The organism is Anaerovirgula multivorans, from assembly GCF_900188145.1.
Classification (GTDB): domain Bacteria; phylum Bacillota; class Clostridia; order Peptostreptococcales; family Natronincolaceae; genus Anaerovirgula; species Anaerovirgula multivorans.
This window is the reverse complement of record NZ_FZOJ01000016.1, coordinates 43,656-65,322: the sequence shown is the minus strand read 5'-3', so window position 1 is coordinate 65,322 and position 21,667 is coordinate 43,656. Positions and strand designations below refer to the sequence as shown.

The 21,667-nt window shown below is 34.8% G+C and carries 18 protein-coding genes and 1 other annotated feature (1 of these 19 running past the window's edge); of the genes, 11 read left to right on the top strand and 7 right to left on the bottom strand.

The window, feature by feature from the left end:
• Positions 1–17: a binding site (T-box leader), on the top strand; it begins 200 nt to the left of the window's first position.
• 203 nt (positions 18–220) lie between these two features.
• The gene (gene ileS, locus CHB72_RS15505; RefSeq protein ID WP_089283803.1) at positions 221–3,325 is read left to right on the top strand and encodes an isoleucine--tRNA ligase; all 3,105 of its coding nucleotides are present in this window, start codon (positions 221–223) and stop codon (positions 3,323–3,325) included.
• A gap of 243 nt (positions 3,326–3,568) precedes the next feature.
• The gene (locus CHB72_RS15500; RefSeq protein WP_089283802.1) at positions 3,569–4,393 is read left to right on the top strand and encodes a Gmad2 immunoglobulin-like domain-containing protein; all 825 of its coding nucleotides are present in this window, start codon (positions 3,569–3,571) and stop codon (positions 4,391–4,393) included.
• A gap of 67 nt (positions 4,394–4,460) precedes the next feature.
• Here CHB72_RS15500 and CHB72_RS15495 read toward each other — a convergent pair whose 3' ends face one another.
• Positions 4,461–4,940: a DsrE/DsrF/DrsH-like family protein gene (locus CHB72_RS15495; protein WP_330397053.1), complete on the bottom strand. Its 480-nt coding sequence runs from the start codon at positions 4,938–4,940 to the stop codon at positions 4,461–4,463.
• Positions 4,941–5,275: 335 nt separating this feature from the next.
• A complete protein-coding gene (locus tag CHB72_RS15490) occupies positions 5,276–6,616 on the bottom strand; it encodes an aminotransferase class V-fold PLP-dependent enzyme (protein WP_089283800.1) in 1,341 nt (446 codons plus the stop codon).
• Positions 6,617–6,863: 247 nt separating this feature from the next.
• On the opposite strand from CHB72_RS15490, the gene CHB72_RS15485 reads away from it, so the two are divergent.
• From CHB72_RS15485 to CHB72_RS15475, 4 genes are all read left to right on the top strand, one after another.
• Positions 6,864–7,733: an amidohydrolase family protein gene (locus tag CHB72_RS15485; protein ID WP_089283799.1), complete on the top strand. Its 870-nt coding sequence runs from the start codon at positions 6,864–6,866 to the stop codon at positions 7,731–7,733.
• A gap of 246 nt (positions 7,734–7,979) precedes the next feature.
• Positions 7,980–9,236, top strand: coding sequence for a sensor histidine kinase (locus CHB72_RS15480; protein WP_089283798.1), 1,257 nt, complete (start codon positions 7,980–7,982; stop codon positions 9,234–9,236).
• 99 nt (positions 9,237–9,335) lie between these two features.
• Positions 9,336–9,503, top strand: coding sequence for a hypothetical protein (locus CHB72_RS26655; RefSeq protein WP_176431406.1), 168 nt, complete (start codon positions 9,336–9,338; stop codon positions 9,501–9,503).
• Between the two features lie 152 nt (positions 9,504–9,655).
• Positions 9,656–10,657 (top strand): LacI family DNA-binding transcriptional regulator, encoded by a 1,002-nt coding sequence (locus CHB72_RS15475; protein WP_278277851.1) that lies wholly within the window; start codon positions 9,656–9,658, stop codon positions 10,655–10,657.
• Between the two features lie 79 nt (positions 10,658–10,736).
• On the opposite strand, the gene CHB72_RS15470 is transcribed toward CHB72_RS15475, so the two are convergent.
• From CHB72_RS15470 to CHB72_RS15460, 3 genes are all read right to left on the bottom strand, one after another.
• Entirely contained in the window at positions 10,737–11,687 is a 951-nt protein-coding gene (locus tag CHB72_RS15470; protein ID WP_176431405.1) for an ABC transporter substrate-binding protein, read from the bottom strand.
• 110 nt (positions 11,688–11,797) lie between these two features.
• A complete protein-coding gene (locus CHB72_RS15465; protein ID WP_089283795.1) occupies positions 11,798–12,442 on the bottom strand; it encodes an ABC transporter permease in 645 nt (214 codons plus the stop codon).
• Positions 12,442–13,596, bottom strand: coding sequence for a betaine/proline/choline family ABC transporter ATP-binding protein (locus CHB72_RS15460; RefSeq protein ID WP_089283794.1), 1,155 nt, complete (start codon positions 13,594–13,596; stop codon positions 12,442–12,444). Before CHB72_RS15460 ends, CHB72_RS15465 begins: the two co-directional genes overlap by 1 nt.
• Before the next feature lie 447 nt (positions 13,597–14,043).
• On the opposite strand from CHB72_RS15460, the gene tig reads away from it, so the two are divergent.
• The 4 genes from tig (at position 14,044) to CHB72_RS15440 (ending at position 18,284) form a co-directional block, all read left to right on the top strand.
• Positions 14,044–15,333, top strand: coding sequence for a trigger factor (tig, locus tag CHB72_RS15455; protein ID WP_089283793.1), 1,290 nt, complete (start codon positions 14,044–14,046; stop codon positions 15,331–15,333).
• 26 nt (positions 15,334–15,359) lie between these two features.
• On the top strand, positions 15,360–15,944 hold the full coding sequence (gene clpP / locus CHB72_RS15450) for an ATP-dependent Clp endopeptidase proteolytic subunit ClpP (RefSeq protein WP_089283792.1): 585 nt from the start codon (positions 15,360–15,362) through the stop codon (positions 15,942–15,944).
• Positions 15,945–15,968: 24 nt separating this feature from the next.
• The gene (clpX, locus tag CHB72_RS15445; protein WP_089283791.1) at positions 15,969–17,243 is read left to right on the top strand and encodes an ATP-dependent Clp protease ATP-binding subunit ClpX; all 1,275 of its coding nucleotides are present in this window, start codon (positions 15,969–15,971) and stop codon (positions 17,241–17,243) included.
• Positions 17,244–17,492: 249 nt separating this feature from the next.
• The gene (locus tag CHB72_RS15440; RefSeq protein WP_089283790.1) at positions 17,493–18,284 is read left to right on the top strand and encodes a putative hydro-lyase; all 792 of its coding nucleotides are present in this window, start codon (positions 17,493–17,495) and stop codon (positions 18,282–18,284) included.
• A 311-nt stretch (positions 18,285–18,595) separates the two neighbouring features.
• Here the strand turns inward: CHB72_RS15440 and CHB72_RS15435 are convergent, their stop codons facing one another.
• The gene (locus tag CHB72_RS15435; protein ID WP_089283789.1) at positions 18,596–19,120 is read right to left on the bottom strand and encodes a chromate transporter; all 525 of its coding nucleotides are present in this window, start codon (positions 19,118–19,120) and stop codon (positions 18,596–18,598) included.
• Complete coding sequence (locus CHB72_RS15430) at positions 19,107–19,655, bottom strand: chromate transporter (RefSeq protein WP_089283788.1); 549 nt, start codon at positions 19,653–19,655, stop codon at positions 19,107–19,109. Before CHB72_RS15430 ends, CHB72_RS15435 begins: the two co-directional genes overlap by 14 nt.
• Before the next feature lie 223 nt (positions 19,656–19,878).
• Here CHB72_RS15430 and lonB point away from each other — a divergent pair, with 223 nt between their 5' ends.
• Positions 19,879–21,564: an ATP-dependent protease LonB gene (gene lonB, locus CHB72_RS15425; RefSeq protein WP_242975153.1), complete on the top strand. Its 1,686-nt coding sequence runs from the start codon at positions 19,879–19,881 to the stop codon at positions 21,562–21,564.
• Positions 21,565–21,667: the final 103 nt, after the last annotated feature.

Genomic DNA, 21,667 nt, shown 5'->3' with positions numbered 1-21,667 from the left:
GTTTATTCGTCCCTAAGTGATTTTAGGGACTTTTTATATTTTTTGATGAATTTAGTAATCTGTTTCTAGATGTGGGATTAAGAATTTTAATATACACGGTCTACGGTTTCGCCCAAAACCGTGGGCTGCAAATGTAGCCCTTAGTATATTAAAATTCAAGTATAGTGTCACCATTGATAGAAAGTTATCACATTAAATATATTAGAAAGGATGATAAAAAATGAAGGGATTCAAACCTTTATCCAATGTTCCTGTAGCTGAAAGAGAAAAAGCCGTCGCTGAATTATGGGATGAAAATAAAATTCTTGACAAAAGTATTGAAAATCGTGAGGGAAAAAAATCCTTTGTATTCTTTGAGGGGCCTCCTACAGCCAATGGTAAACCAGGAATACATCATGTACTTGCTAGAACTTTAAAAGATTCTGTGTGTAGATATCATACCATGTTGGGAGAACAGGTAAAGAGAAAAGCGGGGTGGGATACCCACGGCTTACCTGTAGAGATCGAAGTAGAAAAACAATTGAAGCTTTCCAGCAAAGGAGAAATAGAAGGCTATGGTATTGCTGCCTTCAACGAAAAGTGTAGAGAATCTGTTTTCTCTTATGAAAAGCAATGGAGAGAAATGACCAGAAGAATGGGGTATACTATAGACTTAGATAACCCATATATTACTTTGGACAATGATTATATTGAGTCTGTATGGTGGATTCTAGATAAGTTTTTTAAGGAAGGTTATATCTATGAGGGTCATAAGATTCTTCCCTACTGTCCTAGATGTGGAACTGGACTAGCTTCCCATGAGGTCTCACAGGGATATAAAGAAATCAAATCCAATACCGTAATCGTGCCCATGAAGAGAAAAGGTGCAGATGAATACTTCTTAGTGTGGACAACTACCCCTTGGACGTTAGCATCTAACGTTGGCCTAGCTGTACATCCTGAAGTAACCTACGTAAAAGTAAAGTACAATGATAAGGTATATGTTATAGCAAAGGCATTGGCACCAAAGGTTATAGGAGATGAATACGAAGTATTAGAGGAATTAAAGGGTCGAGATTTAGAATATGTAGAATATGAGCAATTGATGCCTTTCGTAAAGCCAGACAAAAAAGCCTTTTTTGTTACGCTGGCTGACTTTGTAACAACAGAGGACGGTACAGGTATTGTTCACATTGCTCCTGCCTTTGGGGAAGACGACTATCAAGTAGGTAGAAAATATGATCTACCAGTATTACAGCCTGTAAATGAAGAAGGTAAATACACAACTACCCCTTGGGAAGGACAATTTGTTATTGATGCAGATATAGATATTATTAAATGGCTTCATTCACAGGAAAAGCTATTTAAAAAGGAAAAAATGAATCATAATTATCCCCACTGCTGGCGTTGTAGTACACCGCTGTTATATTATGGAAAGCCTAGCTGGTACATTGAAATGACTAAGCTAAAGGATCAATTAATTGCAAATAACAATACGGTGAATTGGTACCCTGATTATGTAGGGGAAAAGCGCTTTGGCAACTGGTTAGAAAACCTAAATGATTGGGCAATTTCTAGAAATCGTTATTGGGGAACACCTTTAAACATCTGGCGTTGTGAATGTGGACATCAGGCCTCTATAGGCTCAAGAAAAGAGTTAATGGAAAGGGCTGTAGAAAAAATAGATGAAACAATAGAACTCCATAGACCCCATGTAGATGACATTCATTTGAAATGTGATGATTGTGGAGGCACTATGACAAGGGTAACAGAGGTTATTGATTGTTGGTTTGATAGTGGCGCTATGCCTTTTGCTCAGCATCATTATCCTTTTGAAAACAAAGAGAACTTCGAACAGTTATTCCCAGCGGACTTTATCTGTGAGGGTATCGATCAAACGAGGGGTTGGTTCTATTCTCTCATTGCAATTTCTACTTTTGTAATGGGGAAATCTCCTTACAAGAATGTGCTAGTAAATGACTTGATTTTAGATAAAAATGGTCAAAAGATGTCAAAATCTAAAGGAAATACTGTTGACCCATTTGAAATGTTTGATAAGTACGGGGCAGATGCCTTAAGATGGTATTTACTTCATGTGTCTCCAGCATGGACACCTACTAAATTTGATATTGAAGGCTTAAAGGAAATACAGAGCAAGTTCTTCTCAACCATTGAAAACGTATATGCCTTCTTTACCCTTTATGCAAATACAGATGAAATCAATCCAAAGGATTTCTTCATAGAATATAAGGATCGTCCTGAACTGGATCAGTGGATTTTATCAAAATACAACAGCTTAGTTGGAGAAGTAAGAAGTGATATGGAGGTTTATGAATTAACAAAGGCGGTAAGAAAGATTCAAGAGTTTGTTAATGAGGACCTGTCCAACTGGTATATTAGAAGAGCTAGAAGACGTTTTTGGGCTACTGAGTTAAACGATGATAAAAAAGCAGTATACAATACAACCTATGAAATCCTTGTAGGAGTATCTAAGCTAGTGGCACCCTTTTCACCCTTCTTAGCAGACGAAATGTATCAGAATTTGACAGGTGAGTTATCTGTACATCTTGCAGATTATCCTAAAGCAGATGCTGCTTTGGTTAATAAAGAAGTAGAGGAAAGAATGGACCTTGTAAGAGATTTAGTAGGATTAGGCAGAGCTGCAAGAGCTCAAGCGAAAATTAAGGTTCGTCAGCCATTGCAAAAAATCTTGGTGGACGGTAAATATGAGGCTTTAATCTCTGATCTAGTACCTTTGGTTCAAGAGGAGCTAAATGTAAAGGAAGTTCACTTTGAAAAGAATCTAAAGGATTTCATGGACTTTAACTTGAAGCCAAACTTTAGAGTAGCAGGACCTGAATTAGGCAGCAAAATAAAAGCCTTTGGAAATGCTTTAGCAACACTGGATGCTTCTGAGGTAGTACCTAAACTAGAAGCTGGAGAAGCTATCATGTTAGATATAGATGGTGATCAGGTAGAAGTTACAAAGGATTATGTGATGATTAACATTTCTGCTAAAGAAGGTTTTACAGTAGAGATGGAAAACAATCTATTTGTAATTTTAGATACTACATTAACTGAAGAATTAATTGATGAAGGTTTTGCTAGAGAGTTTGTATCTAAGGTTCAGCAGATGAGAAAGAACAATGACTTCGAAGTAATTGATAACATCAAGGTCTACTTTGATGGAGACGATGAAATTGCTAAAGCTTTAGAGTTATATAAGGATTATATTATGCAGGAAACTTTGGCTGTCAGTATAGAAAGAGTCAAAGATGATAGTTTTGAGAAGCAAAACTTAAATGACCATGATACAGGTATTAAAATTGAAAAAGTAAAAGCATAATATAATTAAAAATCTCCAGAGATCCTCTGGAGATTTTTTGTTGTTTATAAGAACTATACTGAATAATTAAAGGGAAAAAAGAAAATAACTATTAGAAATATGGGCATTTTAAATATAACTAAATTAAGATGTCCCCCGCCTCTATAGGCGGCGGGTTCCACTTAATTTTTTCAGTGGGAGTCTAATCTCCCACTGAAAACGTTGAATGACGGGCAAAGCCCTTATTGAAGAGGAGGTATGAAGATGAGAAAAATTAGTATGTTGATTATGAGCATATTTCTAATTATAGTTATGGTAGCCTGCCAACCTCAGGAACAGCCAGCACCACCACAGCAGAATGGAGATCCAACAGATGTAGGAGAGGAACTTCCAAATGAGCAGCATGAGATTAAAGAGGATCTACGAGACAGAATGAGGATCGTGGAGGAAGCTACAGTGCCAGAATCCATAAGGGAATGGTTTCAGCAGTTTGAGAATCAAGAGGGGGCTTACATACATCAGCATCCAGATGCAACCTATGTAAAAATCAATGCTGGTGAAAGACCTACTGGAGGCTATGGGATTCGGGTAGTGGATTATGATGAAGAAGAATACCCTAGAGTGATTTACATAGAGTATATGGTTCCCGATGACGAGGATGTAGTTACTCAGGCAATTGCTTATCCTTCTGTCATTTTACAAATTGATACAGATATGGCAGCCGAATATGAAGTGAGAACTACGGAGGGGGAAGAATTGCCTACTGAAAGCACTTTGGTTTTTGCAACATTAGAATTACCAGAGGAAAATCAAGAGATAGATAATCCAGTAGAAGTGAGGGGAAGAATTATTGCCTTTGAAGGTGCTTTTGTGGTAAGAATTATTGATGATGAAGATGAACTCATCCATGAAGAACATCTACAGGCAGATGCGGGTGGACCCTACTGGGGTAATTTCCAGGATGAGATTAGATATCCTGTTCCTGATGCAGAAGAAGGCAGACTAGAGGTTGGGGAATATAGTGCAAAGGACGGAGAATATATTATGAGGGAACAAGTTTCTGTTAGATTTAAAAATACTAGCCAATAATCTAAAATTTCAACATCTTTTCTTATTCAATTGAAAGGGAGAAGCTATCCGGCTTTCTCCCAATTTTTTATATAAATAGCTGCATGTCCGATGCTAAAGCGTCTTGTAAATAGGTTTTTGCATCTACTACCTCTAGCTCAGGAATAAACTCTTCCTTTTTTAATCCCATGATTTCCATAGATAGTTTACAGCCATAGAAGCGTACGCCTTTTTTAACAGCACCGTTTAAAAAGTCTATTAGCTTTGGTGCTTCATCCTCTTCCATCATTTCCAGCAACATTTGTTTTCCTAAACCACTGAAATTCATTTTAGATAAAGGTAATTCTTCTGGTCCCTTTGGGGTCATCATGCTGAACATTTTTTCATAGGTAGTCTTATCTTCTAATGTCATTTTTTCAGGATCTCTAATTAAAAATAACCCCCAAAAAGCAAAGAATATTGTTACTTCAGCTTCCATTTCTCTAGCTGTATTGGCGATGATTAAGGCTGCTAACGCTTTATCATATTCCCCGCTAAACATGAGAAGGTTTATCTTTTTGTTCTCCAAATCTGTAACCTCCTTAAATTTAATAGAATTTACCATCCTTCTTTACCATCAACGGTATAAGCTTTAGTCTAACCAAAGCTATATTTTTTATTATACGTAGGAGACGATGTGATTTATAAATATACGTCTTTATAATTTGGAGGCGTATGCTTATGTAAAAAACTAGATAAGCAAAAAAAGGCTACAGAAAATAGTAGCCATTTTACTTGTTGCACTCTGTGAAAGTGACTGACTCAAAAGTTATAAATCAAACTTGCACTCTGTATAAGTGACCAACACGAAAGTTGCAAGCCAAACTTTCTGTTGTCTACTTATGGTCATCTACTTTTATGCAGTTATACGTGAGGGTTGTTTTGATATTTTTCAATCAATGCCTTCTTATTATTAAGAATTTTGTGAAGGGTATTGATTAAGATGTCTATTTCCTGATAGGTATTATAGAAACCATAACTGACCCGCACTACTCCAGGGTGAGGAAGTGTAGGATCTTCAATTCGTTTCTGCATTTCATCCTGAGGCACATTTAATAACCGTTGAATATAGGGGTGAGCACAAAAACAACCACTTCTAACAGCAATACCGGCCTCTTGAGAAAGTATATTTGCTACTAAGTCATGAGGCATATCTTTTATATTAAAGGGTATGATGCTGACACGATCATGTACATGACGACGATCAACATATAACTGGAGGTGAGGTAGACGACTCAACTGCTTCAAGGTATAGGCTGTCAGTCCTCTTTCATAATCTTCTATTTCTTCCATGCCAATATCCTTTAAAATCTTTATAGCCTTTGACATGGCTACTACCCCCATTACATTTTGAGTACCAGCTTCTTCCTTTAAGGGAGGATCAAGCCATTGAATATGCTGATGGGTAACTAGCTGAACTGTGCCTCCACCAGTATAATCCGGTGCTCCCTTTTTAAAAGCTTTTTTAGAGCCAATTAAAACACCGGTGCCAAAGGGAGCATACATTTTATGGCCTGAAAATGCTAGATAATCAATATGTCTAGGATCATCAGGGGATTTCATATTTACAGGAGCATGAGGTACTAATTGTGCTCCATCCACTAGAATTTCAGCACCATATTCATGAACCAATTGAGCTATTTCGTGGATAGGATTTTTATAGCCAGTTACATTTGAAGCCCCAGTGATCGTAACAAGCTTTACTTTTCCTCTATATTGTCTAAGTTTTTCTTGTAAATCTTCTATAGAAAGCTTTCCCTCCTGATCTATATCAATGTAGTCAACTTGGTACTTATTTCTCCAGGGTAAATCATTGGAGTGGTGTTCCATACAAGTAGATAGAACCACAGCATCTCCGTAGCTGCTTAGTAATCTATTTGAAAGCTTGTTAATAGCTTCAGTAGTATTTTTTACGAATATTACCGTATGATGAGTTAGGTTGGCGCCTACATAATCAGCGACAATGCTCCGAGCATCCTCATATAATTGAGATGAATATTGAGATTTGTAGCCTGCACCTCGATGGACTGAAGCATACCAAGGAGAAAATTTAATGATTTCCTCTAGTACTGGGAGAAGGGGAGGGGTTGTAGCAGCATTATCAAAGTTAATGGCAGTAGAGTATCTACTATTGCTTAAAGGTACTTTTGTATCAATACCTGCAATCAATTTTCTATAGTTTGAAAATTGGTTTATGTATTGCACTTTTTTCACCCACCTTACATGATCTTTTTCTAATCATTCTATGTGTAAAAACAAAAAGGGTGATTAAAGAATAATACCATTAAGTTTGTTTATTTGAAGTGAGAGCCTTAGCAATACACTAAAGGATAAATTATGGGTTTGAAGTTTATTGATATATATAAGATAATAGGATTATGTTCTTAAATGAAAAGAACAATAGAGTCTCTAAAGAGTTTCTAAATTTACAATACAGAGAGTAGGTAATACAATGTTGATTGACGCCCATGTCCACGTTGCTTTTAATAACCTGTATAATAAAAAGCTGTGGGAAGCCGCCAGTATAGATAAGAAAATAAAATACATAAAAGAAATCCTAAGAAGATATAAAAAGTATAAAATCAGTATAGTAAGGGATGGAGGAGATGGCCTTGAAGTTTCTAAATTAGCTAGAGAAATAGCTGAAACAGAGGGTATGATCTACAAATCCCCTATATATGCTATTTATAAACAAGGACATTATGGCGCCTTTTTAGGTAAGTCAATTGTTGATGTGAACAGTTTTAAAAAAGAGTTTCAGATCCTTTTAAATAATAGATTAGACCATTTAAAAATTGTAATGACGGGGATGGTGAGCTTCAAAAAATATGGGGAGGTTGGAGAAACCGCTTTCTCGATAGATGAATTGAAATATATGGTTGAAACGGCAAAGTATCATAATATACCAGTGATGATTCACGCTAATGGTGAAGAGGGAGTAAAAAGAGCGATTGAAGCAGGTGTTGATACGATTGAACATGGATATTTAATCTCAGAGGCAGAACTTTATCATATGGCTGAAAAAAGTATTATATGGATCCCTACCCTTGCCCCTTTAGGTAATATTCTAGCTTCTGATGATATGAGATTTCAAAAGGAACGGGATGTTATTTATAGGGTATATGACGGACAGATTAAGAATATAGAAAAAGCTATGAAAATAGGTACAAAGATAGCTTTAGGTAGTGATGCTGGAGCTTATAAAGTAGGTCATGGAAGTGGTTTATTAGATGAAATAAAGCATTTTGAAAGAACTGGTTTAAGCAGACAAAAAATTGAGGAAATGTGCTTTGAAAATGGAGCTAAAGCATTGAAACTTTAAGTATATAAATTCTAGGAAAAACAATGAATCATAAGAAATTATTGCAGAATAGTTGACAATAAGATACAGAATTTGAACAGTAAATAGAGAATCATACAAAAATTATACTATTTACAAAAAATGTAAAAAAAAAAACTCGGTTCATCGACATGTATCTCGCGACTTCGACAATCATATTAAAGTATAGTTGAAAGAGATAATTATCAATGTATAATTATAAAACAAAATGGGGGTGAGGGGTGAAGGGTGAGGGTAAGATTTCTTGAGCATAAATTTAATACCATGGAGGGTAAACTAGGAAGGATTTTGGTTGGTGTGGTGATGATTCCTCTGGCTATCTATTTCTTTTTAAACAACCTGTCAATTCCTAACATATTGTTGCAGTTGGGAAAGTATAGTGCTGAAGAGCAATTATATTATGTAGAGGGACTCCTAAGAGAAACCGTCTATAAGAATGCCATAATAACCTCCCTAATATCACTTCTATTTATTGTAATTGTGGTAAAATATTTAAATAAGGTGATTATAAAACCATTTAATGTAATGAAATGTAATATTGATAAAATGAGTAAACAACAGAAACTTGATTTCATTGAACTAAAGGAACCACAAGAAGTAATGGAATTAGCCAGCTCCTTTAATGAAATAGTAAAAAGCATATTTATAGAAAAGCAAATTAATGAAGAATTACAATTGAGATTAGAATATGATCATTTAAAGACAGAATTTCTAGGGAACGTATCTCATGAGCTTAGAACCCCATTAAATGTTATTTTAGGAACACTGCAGCTTCTAGAGATGCAAAATGAAGGTATTCATCAGGACGTGAGAACTACCAAACATCTAAGAACCATGAAACAAAATTGTTATAGGCTGTTGAGGTTATCTAATAATATAATTGATTTAACAAATATTGATTCTGGCTTTTATGAAGTAAATATGGATAACTATGATATCGTAGATATTGTTCAAAATACCACATTATCTATAGCAGATTACGTCAAAAATCGTAACATTAAAATTAAATTTTTTACAAATACAAAGGAAAAAGCAATTTTATGTGATCATGATAAAATAGAAAGAATTCTCTTCAATTTATTATCTAATGCTATAAAATGCACAAATTCTGGGGGAGAAATAACGGTAACTATTAAAGAAATAAGTGATAAAATTCAAATTATTGTAAAAGACACTGGAAGAGGTATAACAGAAGAAAAGCAAAAAATCATTTTTGATAGATTTAGACAGGGGGAAGATCTTCTAACAAGAAGCCATGAGGGAAGTGGTTTGGGTCTATCTCTCACTAAAGCGTTAATAGAAATGCATGAAGGCACAATTTCTTTAAAAAGTAAACCAGGAGAAGGTAGTAAGTTCATTATAGAAATTCCTGTCAAGCCCCTTCTAGAGGATGGCAGAAATAAAAGAAATTATAGACCAATAAAAGTAGAAGTAAGTCAGCTTGAAAAAATCAATATAGAATTTTCTGACATAAACTGTAATTGATTATTTTTTTTACATGTTTTTTTCCATTCCATAACATGTTCTTAGCAGTAGCATCATATGATGTATTTGTGACAGTTGTGAGGAAAGGATTGAAGATGTATGAAAAAGTATGATTATAGTATATTTGTTTTTACTATGGTGATCATAGTAGGTTTTTTAGCACTAGGGATAGAATATCTCAACCACATGATTTTTTCTTTTTTAGCTTTGAGTATTACTGGTATCACAATAGTTATTGATCTCTTTCTAGCAATAAGAAAACTATAGAGGATATTTCTACCATAGGAAAAGCTTATGGTTTTTTTTCTGAATTTTAATATCTTTTTTGCAAGAAAATGAAATATTATGAACTATTAATTGACATTTATTCATGAAAAGTATAAAATTGGATAAAACTAAGTGAGAAACAATATGGAGAGGTGAGGAAACCTATGAAATTCAATATAAAGGATGTAGCCAGAAAAGCTGGTGTATCTATTTCTACTGTATCTAGGGTTGTAAATGACAGTAAAGCTGTCAGGCCTAAAACCAAGGAAAAAGTATTAAAGGCAATAGAGGAGCTAGGATACAAGCCAAATGCCATTGCGAGAAGTTTAAAAATCAAGAATACGAAGACAATAGGAATTATGATTCCTGATATTTCTAACCAGTTTTTTCCAGAGGTAGTGAGGGGTGTAGAAGATGTTGCTAATATGTACGAATACAATATTTTTCTATGCAATACTGATATGGATAAAGAAAAGGAAATACAATATTTTAATGTATTAGAAGAAAAGCAAGTAGATGGAATGATTTTTATGGGCAATATTATTCCTGAAGAATTAGAGAAAAAATTTCAAGCCTGCGATATACCTATTGTGTTGATTGGGACTGATTACGGAGATTTACCGTCAGTTACCATAAATAATGGACAGGCTAGTAAAGATGTTGTCAACTATTTAATCAAAAAGGGACATGAGAGAATAGCCATAATCACAGGTAAAGCCTACGATCCTATCGTTGGTATTACTAGAAGAGAAGGGTATGTAGAGGCATTGGAGAAAGCAGGAATAGTATATAGCGAAGAATTGGTTGTTGAAGGTGGATACCGTTTCAAGAGTGGTTATGAGGGAGCAAAAAAGCTACTGAGCTTAAACAATCCTCCCACAGCTATTTTCGTTGCTAGTGACGAAATGGCTATAGGAGCTATGCGGGCTGCATTAGAAAAGGGCATTACTATTCCAGATGAATTAGCTATAGTAGGTTTTGATAACATAGATATGGCAGGAAAAGTATATCCCTCTCTATCAACTGTTGCTCAGCCTATGTATGAAATGGGAGCAATAGGAATGAGGGTTTTAACGAAGATACTAAATGACGAAACATTAGAAAATAGAAAAGTAGTACTAAATTATAGCTTTGTTGAACGAGAAAGTAGTTAAAAGAGGTGGAAATCCTCGTTAGAGGTGTTTTTTATACCAAAAGATAAGAGTAGAGGAATATTCCTCTACTCTTAAAATATTATATTAATCCTATAGACTCTAAGAATTCTCTAGCTACAGCTTCTTCGGATCTTGCAGATTCGTCCACGGTGTAGTTCAATTGAGCCATCGTGTCATCATTAATTTTGCCTTCTAATTCATTTAGTATATTGATTAATTCAGGATACTGCTCTAAAAGATCTCCTCGAACTAGAGGTGCTGCGAAATATGGTGGAAAGAAATTTAGATCATCTTCCAATATGCCTAAATTAAAGGCAGGAATTCTTCCGTCGGTTGCAAAGGCTGTGATGACATCAACCTGTTCTTCTTTTACAGCTGTATACATTAAACCAGGATCTAAGTCGATTACATCACCAAATTCAAAGCCATAAGCCTGATTAAGTCCAGGAAGACCATCCTGTCTTTCTACAAATTCCATTGTAGCACCTAGCTTCAATTCTCCTGCTACATTTACCAAATCAGAAAATGTTTTTATACCAAGCTCTTCTATAGAATCCTGACGTAATGATAGGGTATAGGTGTTATTAAAACCTAACTCACTTAACCATTCGAAATTCCATTCTTCCCTAAACTCATTTTTTACTATTTCATAGGTTTCTTCAGGGGATAAAATTTCCTCATGTCCTAGGATTGTAATGTATCCAGTACCTGTGTATTCAGGATACATCTGGATATCATTATTTTTTAATGCTTCAAAGGCAATCATTGTGCCTCCAAGCTCTGTTACGGTTACGTTAATATCTGTCTTTTCCTCGATTAATACTTTGAAAATGTTTCCTAGCAAAATAGATTCTGTGAAGTTTTTTGCTCCAATGGTTATGTTTCCTCCGTTGGTATTGGCTGGTTCACCATTTTCTCCAGTAGAGATTTCGTCAGTAGTATTACCTCCTCCACAGCCAACGAGAGCCAAGCTAACCATCAACATGATAGAAATTACTAATAAAATCTTTTTGTTTCTTAATAAATACATAATCATCCTCCTTTTATTAATTTATAACCAATGGAAAATTATATTCTTTGTATAATTTTCTATTGGTTTCAACTAAAGTCATCCTATAAACTTTCTAAAGGAAGGCTTTGTTATTTTCTAATACCTTTAGGTGTAATTCGATATTCGACTATACCTAAAAGCCAATCCACAAACAACGCCAATAGGGCCGCTGGAACTGCTCCTAGAAGAATCAAGTTATTATTGTTCATAGAAATCCCTCTAAAGATAAAGCTTCCCAGTCCACCAGCACCAATTAATGCAGCTATCGTGGCGGTACCAATATTAATTACAGTAGAAATTCTAATACCTGCCATAATGATAGGAAGAGCTAATGGAATTTGTACCATCATTAATAGCTGTCCTGAGGTCATACCCATCCCTCTACCAGCTTCAATAATAGCTTCATCTACTCCGTTAATCCCAGTATAGGTGTTTTTTATAATAGGTAGTAAAGCATATAACAGTAATACAAAGGCAGCAAGCTTGATACCAATACCGAATAATGGAAGCAATAGGCCAAATAACGCTAAGCTTGGCAGCGTTTGAAATATATTTGCTACTCCTAGTATGTATTTAGCAGCATATTTACTTTTAGTAATATAGATACCTAGAGGAACACCAATAAGGATTGCGATAGCTACGGATATACCAGTTAACTGTAAATGCCGAATGGTTTGGGCGATAACGTCAGGGTACCTTTCAAGAAAAAATTCCCAAAATGTCATTTTTGGCATTAATATCCCTCCCTTTCATCATCAAAAACTGAAATAGCTTCTGTCAAGATGTTTAGTATGCTGGTGTGGGTGATTAATCCCTTTAATAAACCATCTTCTTCTCCAATGACAGGAAGGTTTTTAATTTTTTTATCCTTCATGATTTGCAGCACATGTACCATGTTGGTTTTCTCTGTTACTGTTGTCAACTCTCTTCGCATAATGTCCTTCATTTTATAAGAAGAAACTCCCTTGCCGCTTAGCTCCCTTGGAGTAATGACGCCAAAAAGTTTTTTTGGTTTATCACCAATTTCGTTAACCACCAGTAGGTATTCCACATTTTTTTCCTTCATAATTTCTACTGCATTAGCAGGGGTTCTATCCTGTAGGATTAAAGGGGGTTTTTTATTCATGATGTCTTTAGCAAAAAGCATTTCTGGAGATTTCCATAGTCTATCTTTGCCAACAAAGTATTCTACGAAATCGTCGATAGGATTTTTTAAGATGTTTTCAGGAGTATCATATTGAAGAATTTTACCATCCTTCATTACAGCAATTCTATCACCAAGCTTTAGGGCTTCGTCCATATCATGGGTCACAAATACAATTGTTTTTTTTACTTCATCCTGAAGCTTCGCCAGTTCCTCTTGAAGCTGATCTCGAGTAAGAGGATCTACGGCACTAAAGGGTTCGTCCATTAATATAATATCTGGATTTACAGCTAAGGCTCGAGCTACTCCCACCCTTTGCTGCTGACCACCACTTAATTCATTAGGATATCTGTCTATGAATTGAGAAGTTTCAAGATTTACTAGCTGCAGCAGTTCCTCTGCTCTAGCTCTGCGCTTTTTCTTATCCCATTTCTGAAGGTAAGGAACCAGTTCGATGTTTTCCCCAACTGTCATGTGAGGAAGAAGTCCAACTTTTTGGATAACATAACCTATATTTCTACGTAATTCTATAGGATTAAAGTCCATAATATTTTTTCCGTTGATCGATATTTCACCAGCAGTGGGCTCAATCAATCGATTAATCATTTTCATGGTGGTAGTTTTACCACAACCACTTTCACCGATGAGTACCACAAGTTCTCCCTTGTTGATTTTAAAATCTAAATCATTTACAATTTTCACTTTTTTATCATAAGATTTTACTACCTTTTTAAATTCTATCAAATTTGTTGTCCCCCTTTCGAATGTAAAGATATAGTAAATATTTCCAAGGATAGGGCTAGACCTAGGTTAGTTCCTTATTATATTCTGTGAGGAAGTAGATGTCAAATCAAGTAAATACATAAATACTATTAAATGATAAGGTGTAACGTAGATATATCAAAGAAATATAAAAATCAAAACTAGCATAAAAATAATTATAAAATCTACGAATAAAAAAAGATTAATGATGTTGACAATAATAATGAAATTAGATAGTATTAAAATGATAAGTAACATAGTATGTGTTAAACATCCAATGATTTTTTATGGATGTTTTTTTAACATGAGATACTATGAACTTGGAATACTTTGGGGATTAATTGTTAAAATTTAATAACATATATAGTATAATTAATGATATATATATATGATAATAAATGCAAAAATTAAATATGAGGAGGACCATGCATGAGTTCAGAGGTAATCAAAAGAGAAGACAATAAAATAACATTAAAGGTAGTAATAGGTGCAGAAAAGTTTGAAGAAGCTATTAACAAAGCTTATAACAAAACAAAAAGTAGATTTAATATTCCAGGTTTTAGAAAAGGTAAGGCACCAAGAAAAATTATTCAATTAAACTATGGACCAGAAATTTTCTATGAAGAAGCAATTAATTTAGCTTTTCCTGAAGCCTATGAAAAAGCTTTAGAAGAGCATGACATTAATCCTGTAGATCGTCCATCTATTGAGGATATGGAAGAAATAGTACAAGGAAAAGATGTAGTACTTACTGTTGGCACTGAGGTCATGCCAGAAGTGGTAATAGGTGATTATAAAGGTATAGAAGTAGAGAAAAAAGAGTATAATGTACAGGAAGAGGATGTTGAAAAAGAGGTAGATGCATTAGTACAAAAAAGTGCAAGAATGATTACTGTAGAAGATCGACCTGTAAAAGATGGTGATATGGTAACCATCGACTACAAAGGAATGCTTAATGGAGAGGCTTTTGAAGGTGGAACAGCAGAGAAACAAAGTCTAACCATTGGCTCAGGACAATTTATTCCAGGATTTGAAGAACAGCTGATTGGTGTAAGTATAGGAGATAAAACGGAAGTAAAAGTTACTTTCCCAGCAGAATACCATAGTGAAGAACTTGCAGGTAAAGAAGCCATTTTTGAAGTGAAGATTCATGAAATTAAGGAAAAAGAGCTACCTCAATTAGATGATGAGTTTGCTAAAGATGTATCTGAATTTGAGACTTTAGAAGAATTGAAAGCAGATATTAAAAGCAAACTAGAAGAGGAAGCAAAAAACAAATCAGAACAAGAATTAAGAAATAAGGTAGTGGAAGCAGTAGCTGATAAGGTAGAAATTAGTTTACCTAATGCAGTAGTTGAAAGACAAATTGACAACATGTTAAAAGATTTTGAATTCTCCTTGAGTTATCAAGGTTTAAACCTAGAATACTACTATAATATGACAGGTACAAAAGAAGAAGATTTAAGAAATCAAATGAGTGAAGATGCTAAAAAGAGGGTAAAAACACAAATAGTATTAGATAAAATTAGTGAACTAGAAGCCATCGAAGCTACTGAAGAAGAAATAAACCAAGAAATTGAAAAAATGGCAGAACAATATAAGCAAGAGGTTGATAAGTTGAAAACAACTTTAAGGGAAGAAGATATGTCTTATATTAAAGACAATATAGTTGTAAGAAAAACTATCGACTTCTTAGTAGAGAATGCTAAAATAGCATAAAGATAAATATTGGGAGGAGATGTATTATGGCATTAGTGCCAGTAGTTGTTGAACAAACTAATCGTGGAGAAAGATCTTATGATATTTACTCAAGACTTTTAAAGGATAGAATTATTCTTTTAAATGATGAAGTAAATGATGTAACAGCAGGTCTGATTGTTGCACAATTAATATTTTTAGAGGCAGAAGATCCTGATAAAGATATTCAATTATACATAAATAGTCCAGGAGGTTCCATTACTGCAGGAATGGCTATTTATGATACTATGAACTATATTAAACCTGACGTTTCTACCATCTGTATAGGTATGGCAGCTAGTATGGGAGCATTCCTATTGACAGCAGGTAAAAAAGGTAAAAGATATGCTCTACCTAATGCTGAAATTATGATTCATCAACCATTGGGAGGAACCCGTGGTCAGGCAGAGGATATTCGTATCCATGCAGAAAGAATCTTAAAAACAAGAGATACCATTAATGATATTTTAGCAGAAAGAACAGGGCAGCCATTAGATCGTATCAAAAAAGATACAGATAGAGATTTCTTTATGTCTGCTACAGAATCAAAGGAGTACGGTATTATTGACGAAGTGATTACCGCAAGAAAATAATTGCGGATTAAGCGAGGTGTAAAGATGTCTAGATTTGAGGATAAGAAGCAACTAAAATGCTCCTTTTGCGGTAAATCTCAGGATCAGGTGAGAAGACTTATTGCTGGTCCTAATGTATATATTTGTGATGAATGTATAGAGCTATGTCAAGAAATTATTCAAGAAGAGTTCGATGACAATCTTGATATTGATTTAGTAGATTTACCTAAACCAAAGGAAATCAAATCCATATTAGATCAGTACGTTGTAGGCCAAGAACCGGCAAAAAAAGCTTTAGCTGTTGCCGTTTATAATCACTACAAAAGAGTAAATATGGACATTAAGAGCGAAGACGTTGAACTACAAAAGAGTAATATAGTGATGTTAGGGCCGACAGGGTCTGGTAAGACTTTACTTGCACAAACCTTAGCAAAGCTATTAAATGTACCTTTCGCTATTGCGGATGCTACTTCTCTTACAGAAGCTGGATATGTAGGTGAGGATGTAGAAAATATTTTATTAAAGTTAATTCAAGCTGCAGACTATGATATAGAAAAAGCTGAAAAAGGCATTATTTATATTGATGAGGTAGATAAGATAGCTAAAAAGTCTGAAAATCCATCAATTACTCGAGATGTGAGTGGTGAGGGTGTACAACAAGCCCTATTAAAGATCCTTGAGGGAACCGTTGCAAGTGTTCCACCACAAGGTGGAAGAAAACATCCGCATCAAGAGTTTATACAAATTGATACAACTAATATTTTATTTATCTGTGGTGGAGCTTTTGATGGAATAGATAGTATTATTCAGAAACGAACAGGCAAGAAATCTATGGGTTTTGGTGCAGAGATTGCAAGTAAGCAAAAATTGGATATAGGAACCCTATTAAAGCAAATTCAACCTGAGGATTTATTAAAATATGGATTGATTCCAGAATTTGTAGGCAGATTGCCGGTAGTGGTAACTTTAGACCAATTAGATGAAGAATCATTAATCCAAATCTTAACAGAGCCTAAAAACGCACTGGTAAAACAATATAAAAAATTGTTTGAGATTGAAGATGTTGATTTAGACTTCGAAACACCAGCTCTTGAGCTTATAGCGAAAAAAGCAATAGAAAGAAAAACAGGTGCTAGGGGGCTTCGAGGTATTTTAGAAAGTCTTATGATGGATATTATGTATGATATTCCATCTAGAGATGATATTGAAAAGGTTCTTATCACTAAAGATACAGTTGATAAAGGCGATCATCCTACTGTGGTATTAAAAAGTGGGAACTCATCAAAAAATAAAAAAAAGCCAAAGGAATCGGCGTCGTAATATAAAAAAGTCTTAACGATATAAACGTTAAGGCTTTTTTTAGGTCAAAATCAAGGAAATAGAAAAAATCAAGGGAACAGCTTCATTGATTCCGAAATAAAGATACAATACAATGCTATAGGACTGTTGAAAGCTATCAAGAATAGCAAAAGAAAAGAGGAATTAGCTCATGAGTATAGAACAATGTTTAAGAGGCATTTGATTCTTAAAATATACTTAAGGGGGGAAGCCTGAGATTAAGGCGAAAAAATGTTAGACCTAGCCAATATGGAACCGAAAGAAGTAAGAGAATTAATAAGAAAGGGAGACTTGATGAAACCAACTTCCGGAATGTGTAGAGGACATATTCAAGCAAACTTGGCAATCGTGCCAAAAAACTTAGCTTTTGATTTTCTGTTATTTGCTCAAAGAAACCCAAAGGCATGTCCTATACTGGATGTAACAGATGTAGGCAATCCAGAACCAAAATTAATGGCAAAAGATGCAGATTTAAGATACGATATACCAAAATATAGAATCTATAAGCATGGGGTTTTAGTAGATGAAGTAACTGATATAGAAAAATACTGGAGGGACGATTTAGTAGGATTTTTAATAGGCTGTAGTTTCTCATTCGAATCAGCAATGCTAAATGCTTCTATTCCAATTAGACATATTGAAGATAACCATAATGTGCCTATGTATATTACAAATATTGAAACTAAACCAGCAGGAAACTTTCATGGCAAAATGGTAGTTAGTATGAGGCCTATACCCTATAATTTAATTCCAAGAGCTGTACAAGCTACATCTAGATTTCCACAAGTGCATGGTGCACCAGTACATATTGGAGACCCAAGTCAAATAGGCATAGTAGATATAAATAAACCAGATTTTGGTGATCCTTCGATCATAAAAGAAGGAGAGGTACCAGTATTTTGGGCATGCGGAGTGACCCCCCAATCTATAGCTATGACTAGCAAACCTGAATTAATGATAACTCATTCACCAGGTCATATGTTTATATGCGATCCTAAGGACGAAGATTTAGCAGTACTATAAAATGAGACTTAATTCAGAGGGAGTTTTTACTCCCACTGAATTGTAGCCGAATTTACTTCGAGGATGTAGTGCTTGATCTCCCGCTTTAAGTAGACAACCGAAAGTTTGGTTTCTAACTTTCGTGTTGGTCACTTAGTTTGTTTATCTATAAGCAGATAACCAAAATCTTTGATTTTGTGTTAGTCGCTTAGTTTGTTTATCTAGAAGAAGCGGGAGTCTTAGCAATACACCGAAGGATAAATCCTTAAATGAATATCATAGGCGTTAACTGAACCCATGTTATCCTAGAATCTGTCTCTTCGATTATTTGATTATATAGAATAAAGAATAATACCAAAGACTCCTGATAACATGATGATTCCAATAGGATGAAGCTTTGATTTATATAGTATGATTAGTACCAATATACTAATCAGTAAACTCTTAATATCTACAATCGAGGTTTGGAACAAGGATACACAAGCAGCTGCAATTAAACCGATAACAGAGGGACGAATGCCTGCAAATATTCCTTCCACAAAGAAGGATTTTTTATATTTAATAATGATCCTAGCAAATGTCATTACAAGAAAAAACGAAGCAAAAACCACACCAAAGGTGGCAATAATAGAGCCTAAGACACCGTAGTGTCTAAAACCTACAAAGGTAGCAGCATTGACTGCAATTGGACCAGGTGACATTTGAGATATGGCAATGATATCTACAAATTCTGTAGAAGTAAGCCATTGATAGTTATTTACTACTTCCTCCTCGATTAAGGGAAGCATGGCATAACCACCACCAAAGCTAAAGGCACCTATTTTTAAAAAAGCCCAAAATAATCTAATGAGTTCCATATTCACCCTCCTTTTTTCTATGTAACAATCCTGCTATTGCGCAAAGGATCACGATGAAAATAGGATGTATTTTCAAAAATACAATACCAATAAAGGCAAAGGACATCAATAGTATATTGAAACGATTTTTAGAAATTGACTTAGAAAGCTTAATCGCTGACATGAAAATTAATGCAACGATAGCTGGTCTTACCCCTTGGAAAAACAATTGTATAGAATGAACATCTTTGATTCTATCATAAAAAATTGCCAATATGATAATAACTACTAGAGAAGGAAGAATAGTCCCTAATAAGGTTGCTACTGCTCCTAAGAAACCCTTTAATTTATAACCAACAAAAACCGCTGTATTGACAGCAATAGGACCTGGTAAGCTTTGGGCAACAGCTATAATATCTAAAAATTCGCTTTCATCAATCAATTGATTGTTTTCAACAATTTCCTTTTGTATAATTGGAATCATCGCATAGCCGCCACCAAAAGTAAAGGCACCTACACGAAAAAAAATGTTGAACAGTTTCAAATAATCCTTCATATTTACCCCCCATAAATTATAGTAATATATGTTATAAGTCAATAATTTTAGTATAACATAAAATTCGGCTACAATTTACAGAAAGGTTTAATCCTATTGAATTGTAGCTGAATTTATTTGAAATAAATAACTATAGTTGCTTTTAATGACAGCTTTTGATGCAGGATAAATAGCCTCTCTATGTGCATACTAAAATTGTAAGACAATGAGAGGAGGTCACATTTTGCCGAACATTTTTTACTTAGTTCAGTTCTTTTTTGCAGTAGTTATTGGCCTTTATTTTTTAGGTCTATTAAAAAATCAACAGGGGAACAAGTCAGCAATAGAAAAGGAATCAAAAAAGGAAATGGAAAAGCTTAAACTTTTAAGAGAAAATGCTTTAACGATACCATTAGCAGAACATACAAGACCATCTTCCTTTAAGGACATTATAGGCCAAGAAGATGGTTTAAAGGCATTAAAGGCAGCTTTATGCAGCCCCAATCCACAGCATGTAATCATATATGGACCACCAGGGGTAGGAAAGACAGCGGCAGCAAGAGTAGTTTTAGAAGAAGCAAAAAAAAGTGATATATCTCCCTTTAATGAAAGGTCTAAGTTTATAGAGATGGATGCTACAACCTTAAGGTTTGATGATAGAGGCATTGCGGATCCCTTAATGGGATCAGTACATGATCCTATATATCAAGGGGCTGGGCCATTAGGACAAGCAGGGATTCCACAACCTAAACCTGGTGCTGTAACAAAAGCCCACGGTGGAATGTTATTTTTAGATGAAATTGGAGAATTACATCCTGTACAAATGAATAAGTTATTAAAGGTTTTAGAGGATAGAAAAGTGTTTTTAGAAAGTGCTTACTATAATTCAGAGGAGGAAAATATTCCTCAGCACATTCATGAAATTTTTAAAAATGGATTACCAGCAGATTTTAGACTAGTAGGTGCAACCACAAAGTCTCCAGGGGATCTTCCATCAGCCTTAAGATCTAGATGCGTTGAGATTTACTTTCGACCATTAACGCCAGAAGAAGTTGGTTGTATTAGCAAAAATGCCTGCGATAAAAGTAATTTTGAAATAGAAGAAAGAGCGATAGAAGAAATCAAGAAATATGCAACCAATGGTAGAGAAGCTGTAAACATTATACAAATTACCGGAGGGTTAGCTCTAACAGAAGGCAGAAAAAAAATTACCCTGCAGGATGTGCAATGGGTGATTGAAAGTGGTCATTATAGCCCAAGGCCTAGCAAAAAAATTGGAGAAGCTCCCGCGGTTGGATATGTTAATGGGTTAGCTGTCTTAGGGCCTAATATAGGTATGATGATAGAAATTGAAGTATCGACTATCAAGCTTCCTACAAAAGGGCGTGGTAGGATGATTGTTACAGGAATTATTGATAGAGAAGAAACCAATGCTTCAGGAAGAAGCTATCAAAGAAGAAGTACTGCCTCTGATTCTGTGGACAATGTATTAACTGTGATTAAAAAGTTTTTTAAGGTTGATCCTAAGGATTATGATATTCATGTGAACTTTCCTGGGGGTGTTCCTATAGATGGGCCCTCAGCTGGCATCACCATGGTGACCGCCATATATTCTGCTATAACGAATCAGCCGGTAGATCACCGATTAGCAATGACGGGAGAAATTTCAATTCGAGGGACGGTTAAACCAGTAGGAGGTATCATGGCTAAGATTGAAGCTGCCAAGGAAGCAGGATGTACACGGGTATTGATACCAAAGGATAATTATCAAGAACGATTTAAAGAGTTCAAAATTGAAGTTATTCCAGTGGAATATATTGAAGAGGTTATTGAACTGGCAATGGAAATTAAACCTGCTGAGACAAGAAATAATTATTCCAATGATACAATCGATTTTGCCGCTGCCCTAGGTAATAAAGAAAAAAAGTAGTCGTGAGGGCTACTTTTTTTCTTACAGTTGATAGAAAAATGGAAATTAGGGTAAAATATTGAAAAAAACAGTCTGAAAGGATATAATAGTAATCAACTGTGGA

Coding starts and splice junctions, on each gene's coding strand:
- ileS (WP_089283803.1), top strand. CDS start 221: ATGAAGGGATTCAAACCTTTATCCAATGTTCCTGTAGCTGAAAGAGAA.
- CHB72_RS15500 (WP_089283802.1), top strand. CDS start 3,569: ATGAGAAAAATTAGTATGTTGATTATGAGCATATTTCTAATTATAGTT.
- CHB72_RS15485 (WP_089283799.1), top strand. CDS start 6,864: ATGTTGATTGACGCCCATGTCCACGTTGCTTTTAATAACCTGTATAAT.
- CHB72_RS26655 (WP_176431406.1), top strand. CDS start 9,336: ATGAAAAAGTATGATTATAGTATATTTGTTTTTACTATGGTGATCATA.
- CHB72_RS15470 (WP_176431405.1), bottom strand. CDS start 11,687: ATGTATTTATTAAGAAACAAAAAGATTTTATTAGTAATTTCTATCATG.
- CHB72_RS15465 (WP_089283795.1), bottom strand. CDS start 12,442: ATGCCAAAAATGACATTTTGGGAATTTTTTCTTGAAAGGTACCCTGAC.
- tig (WP_089283793.1), top strand. CDS start 14,044: ATGAGTTCAGAGGTAATCAAAAGAGAAGACAATAAAATAACATTAAAG.
- clpP (WP_089283792.1), top strand. CDS start 15,360: ATGGCATTAGTGCCAGTAGTTGTTGAACAAACTAATCGTGGAGAAAGA.
- clpX (WP_089283791.1), top strand. CDS start 15,969: ATGTCTAGATTTGAGGATAAGAAGCAACTAAAATGCTCCTTTTGCGGT.
- CHB72_RS15440 (WP_089283790.1), top strand. CDS start 17,493: ATGTTAGACCTAGCCAATATGGAACCGAAAGAAGTAAGAGAATTAATA.
- CHB72_RS15435 (WP_089283789.1), bottom strand. CDS start 19,120: ATGGAACTCATTAGATTATTTTGGGCTTTTTTAAAAATAGGTGCCTTT.
- CHB72_RS15430 (WP_089283788.1), bottom strand. CDS start 19,655: ATGAAGGATTATTTGAAACTGTTCAACATTTTTTTTCGTGTAGGTGCC.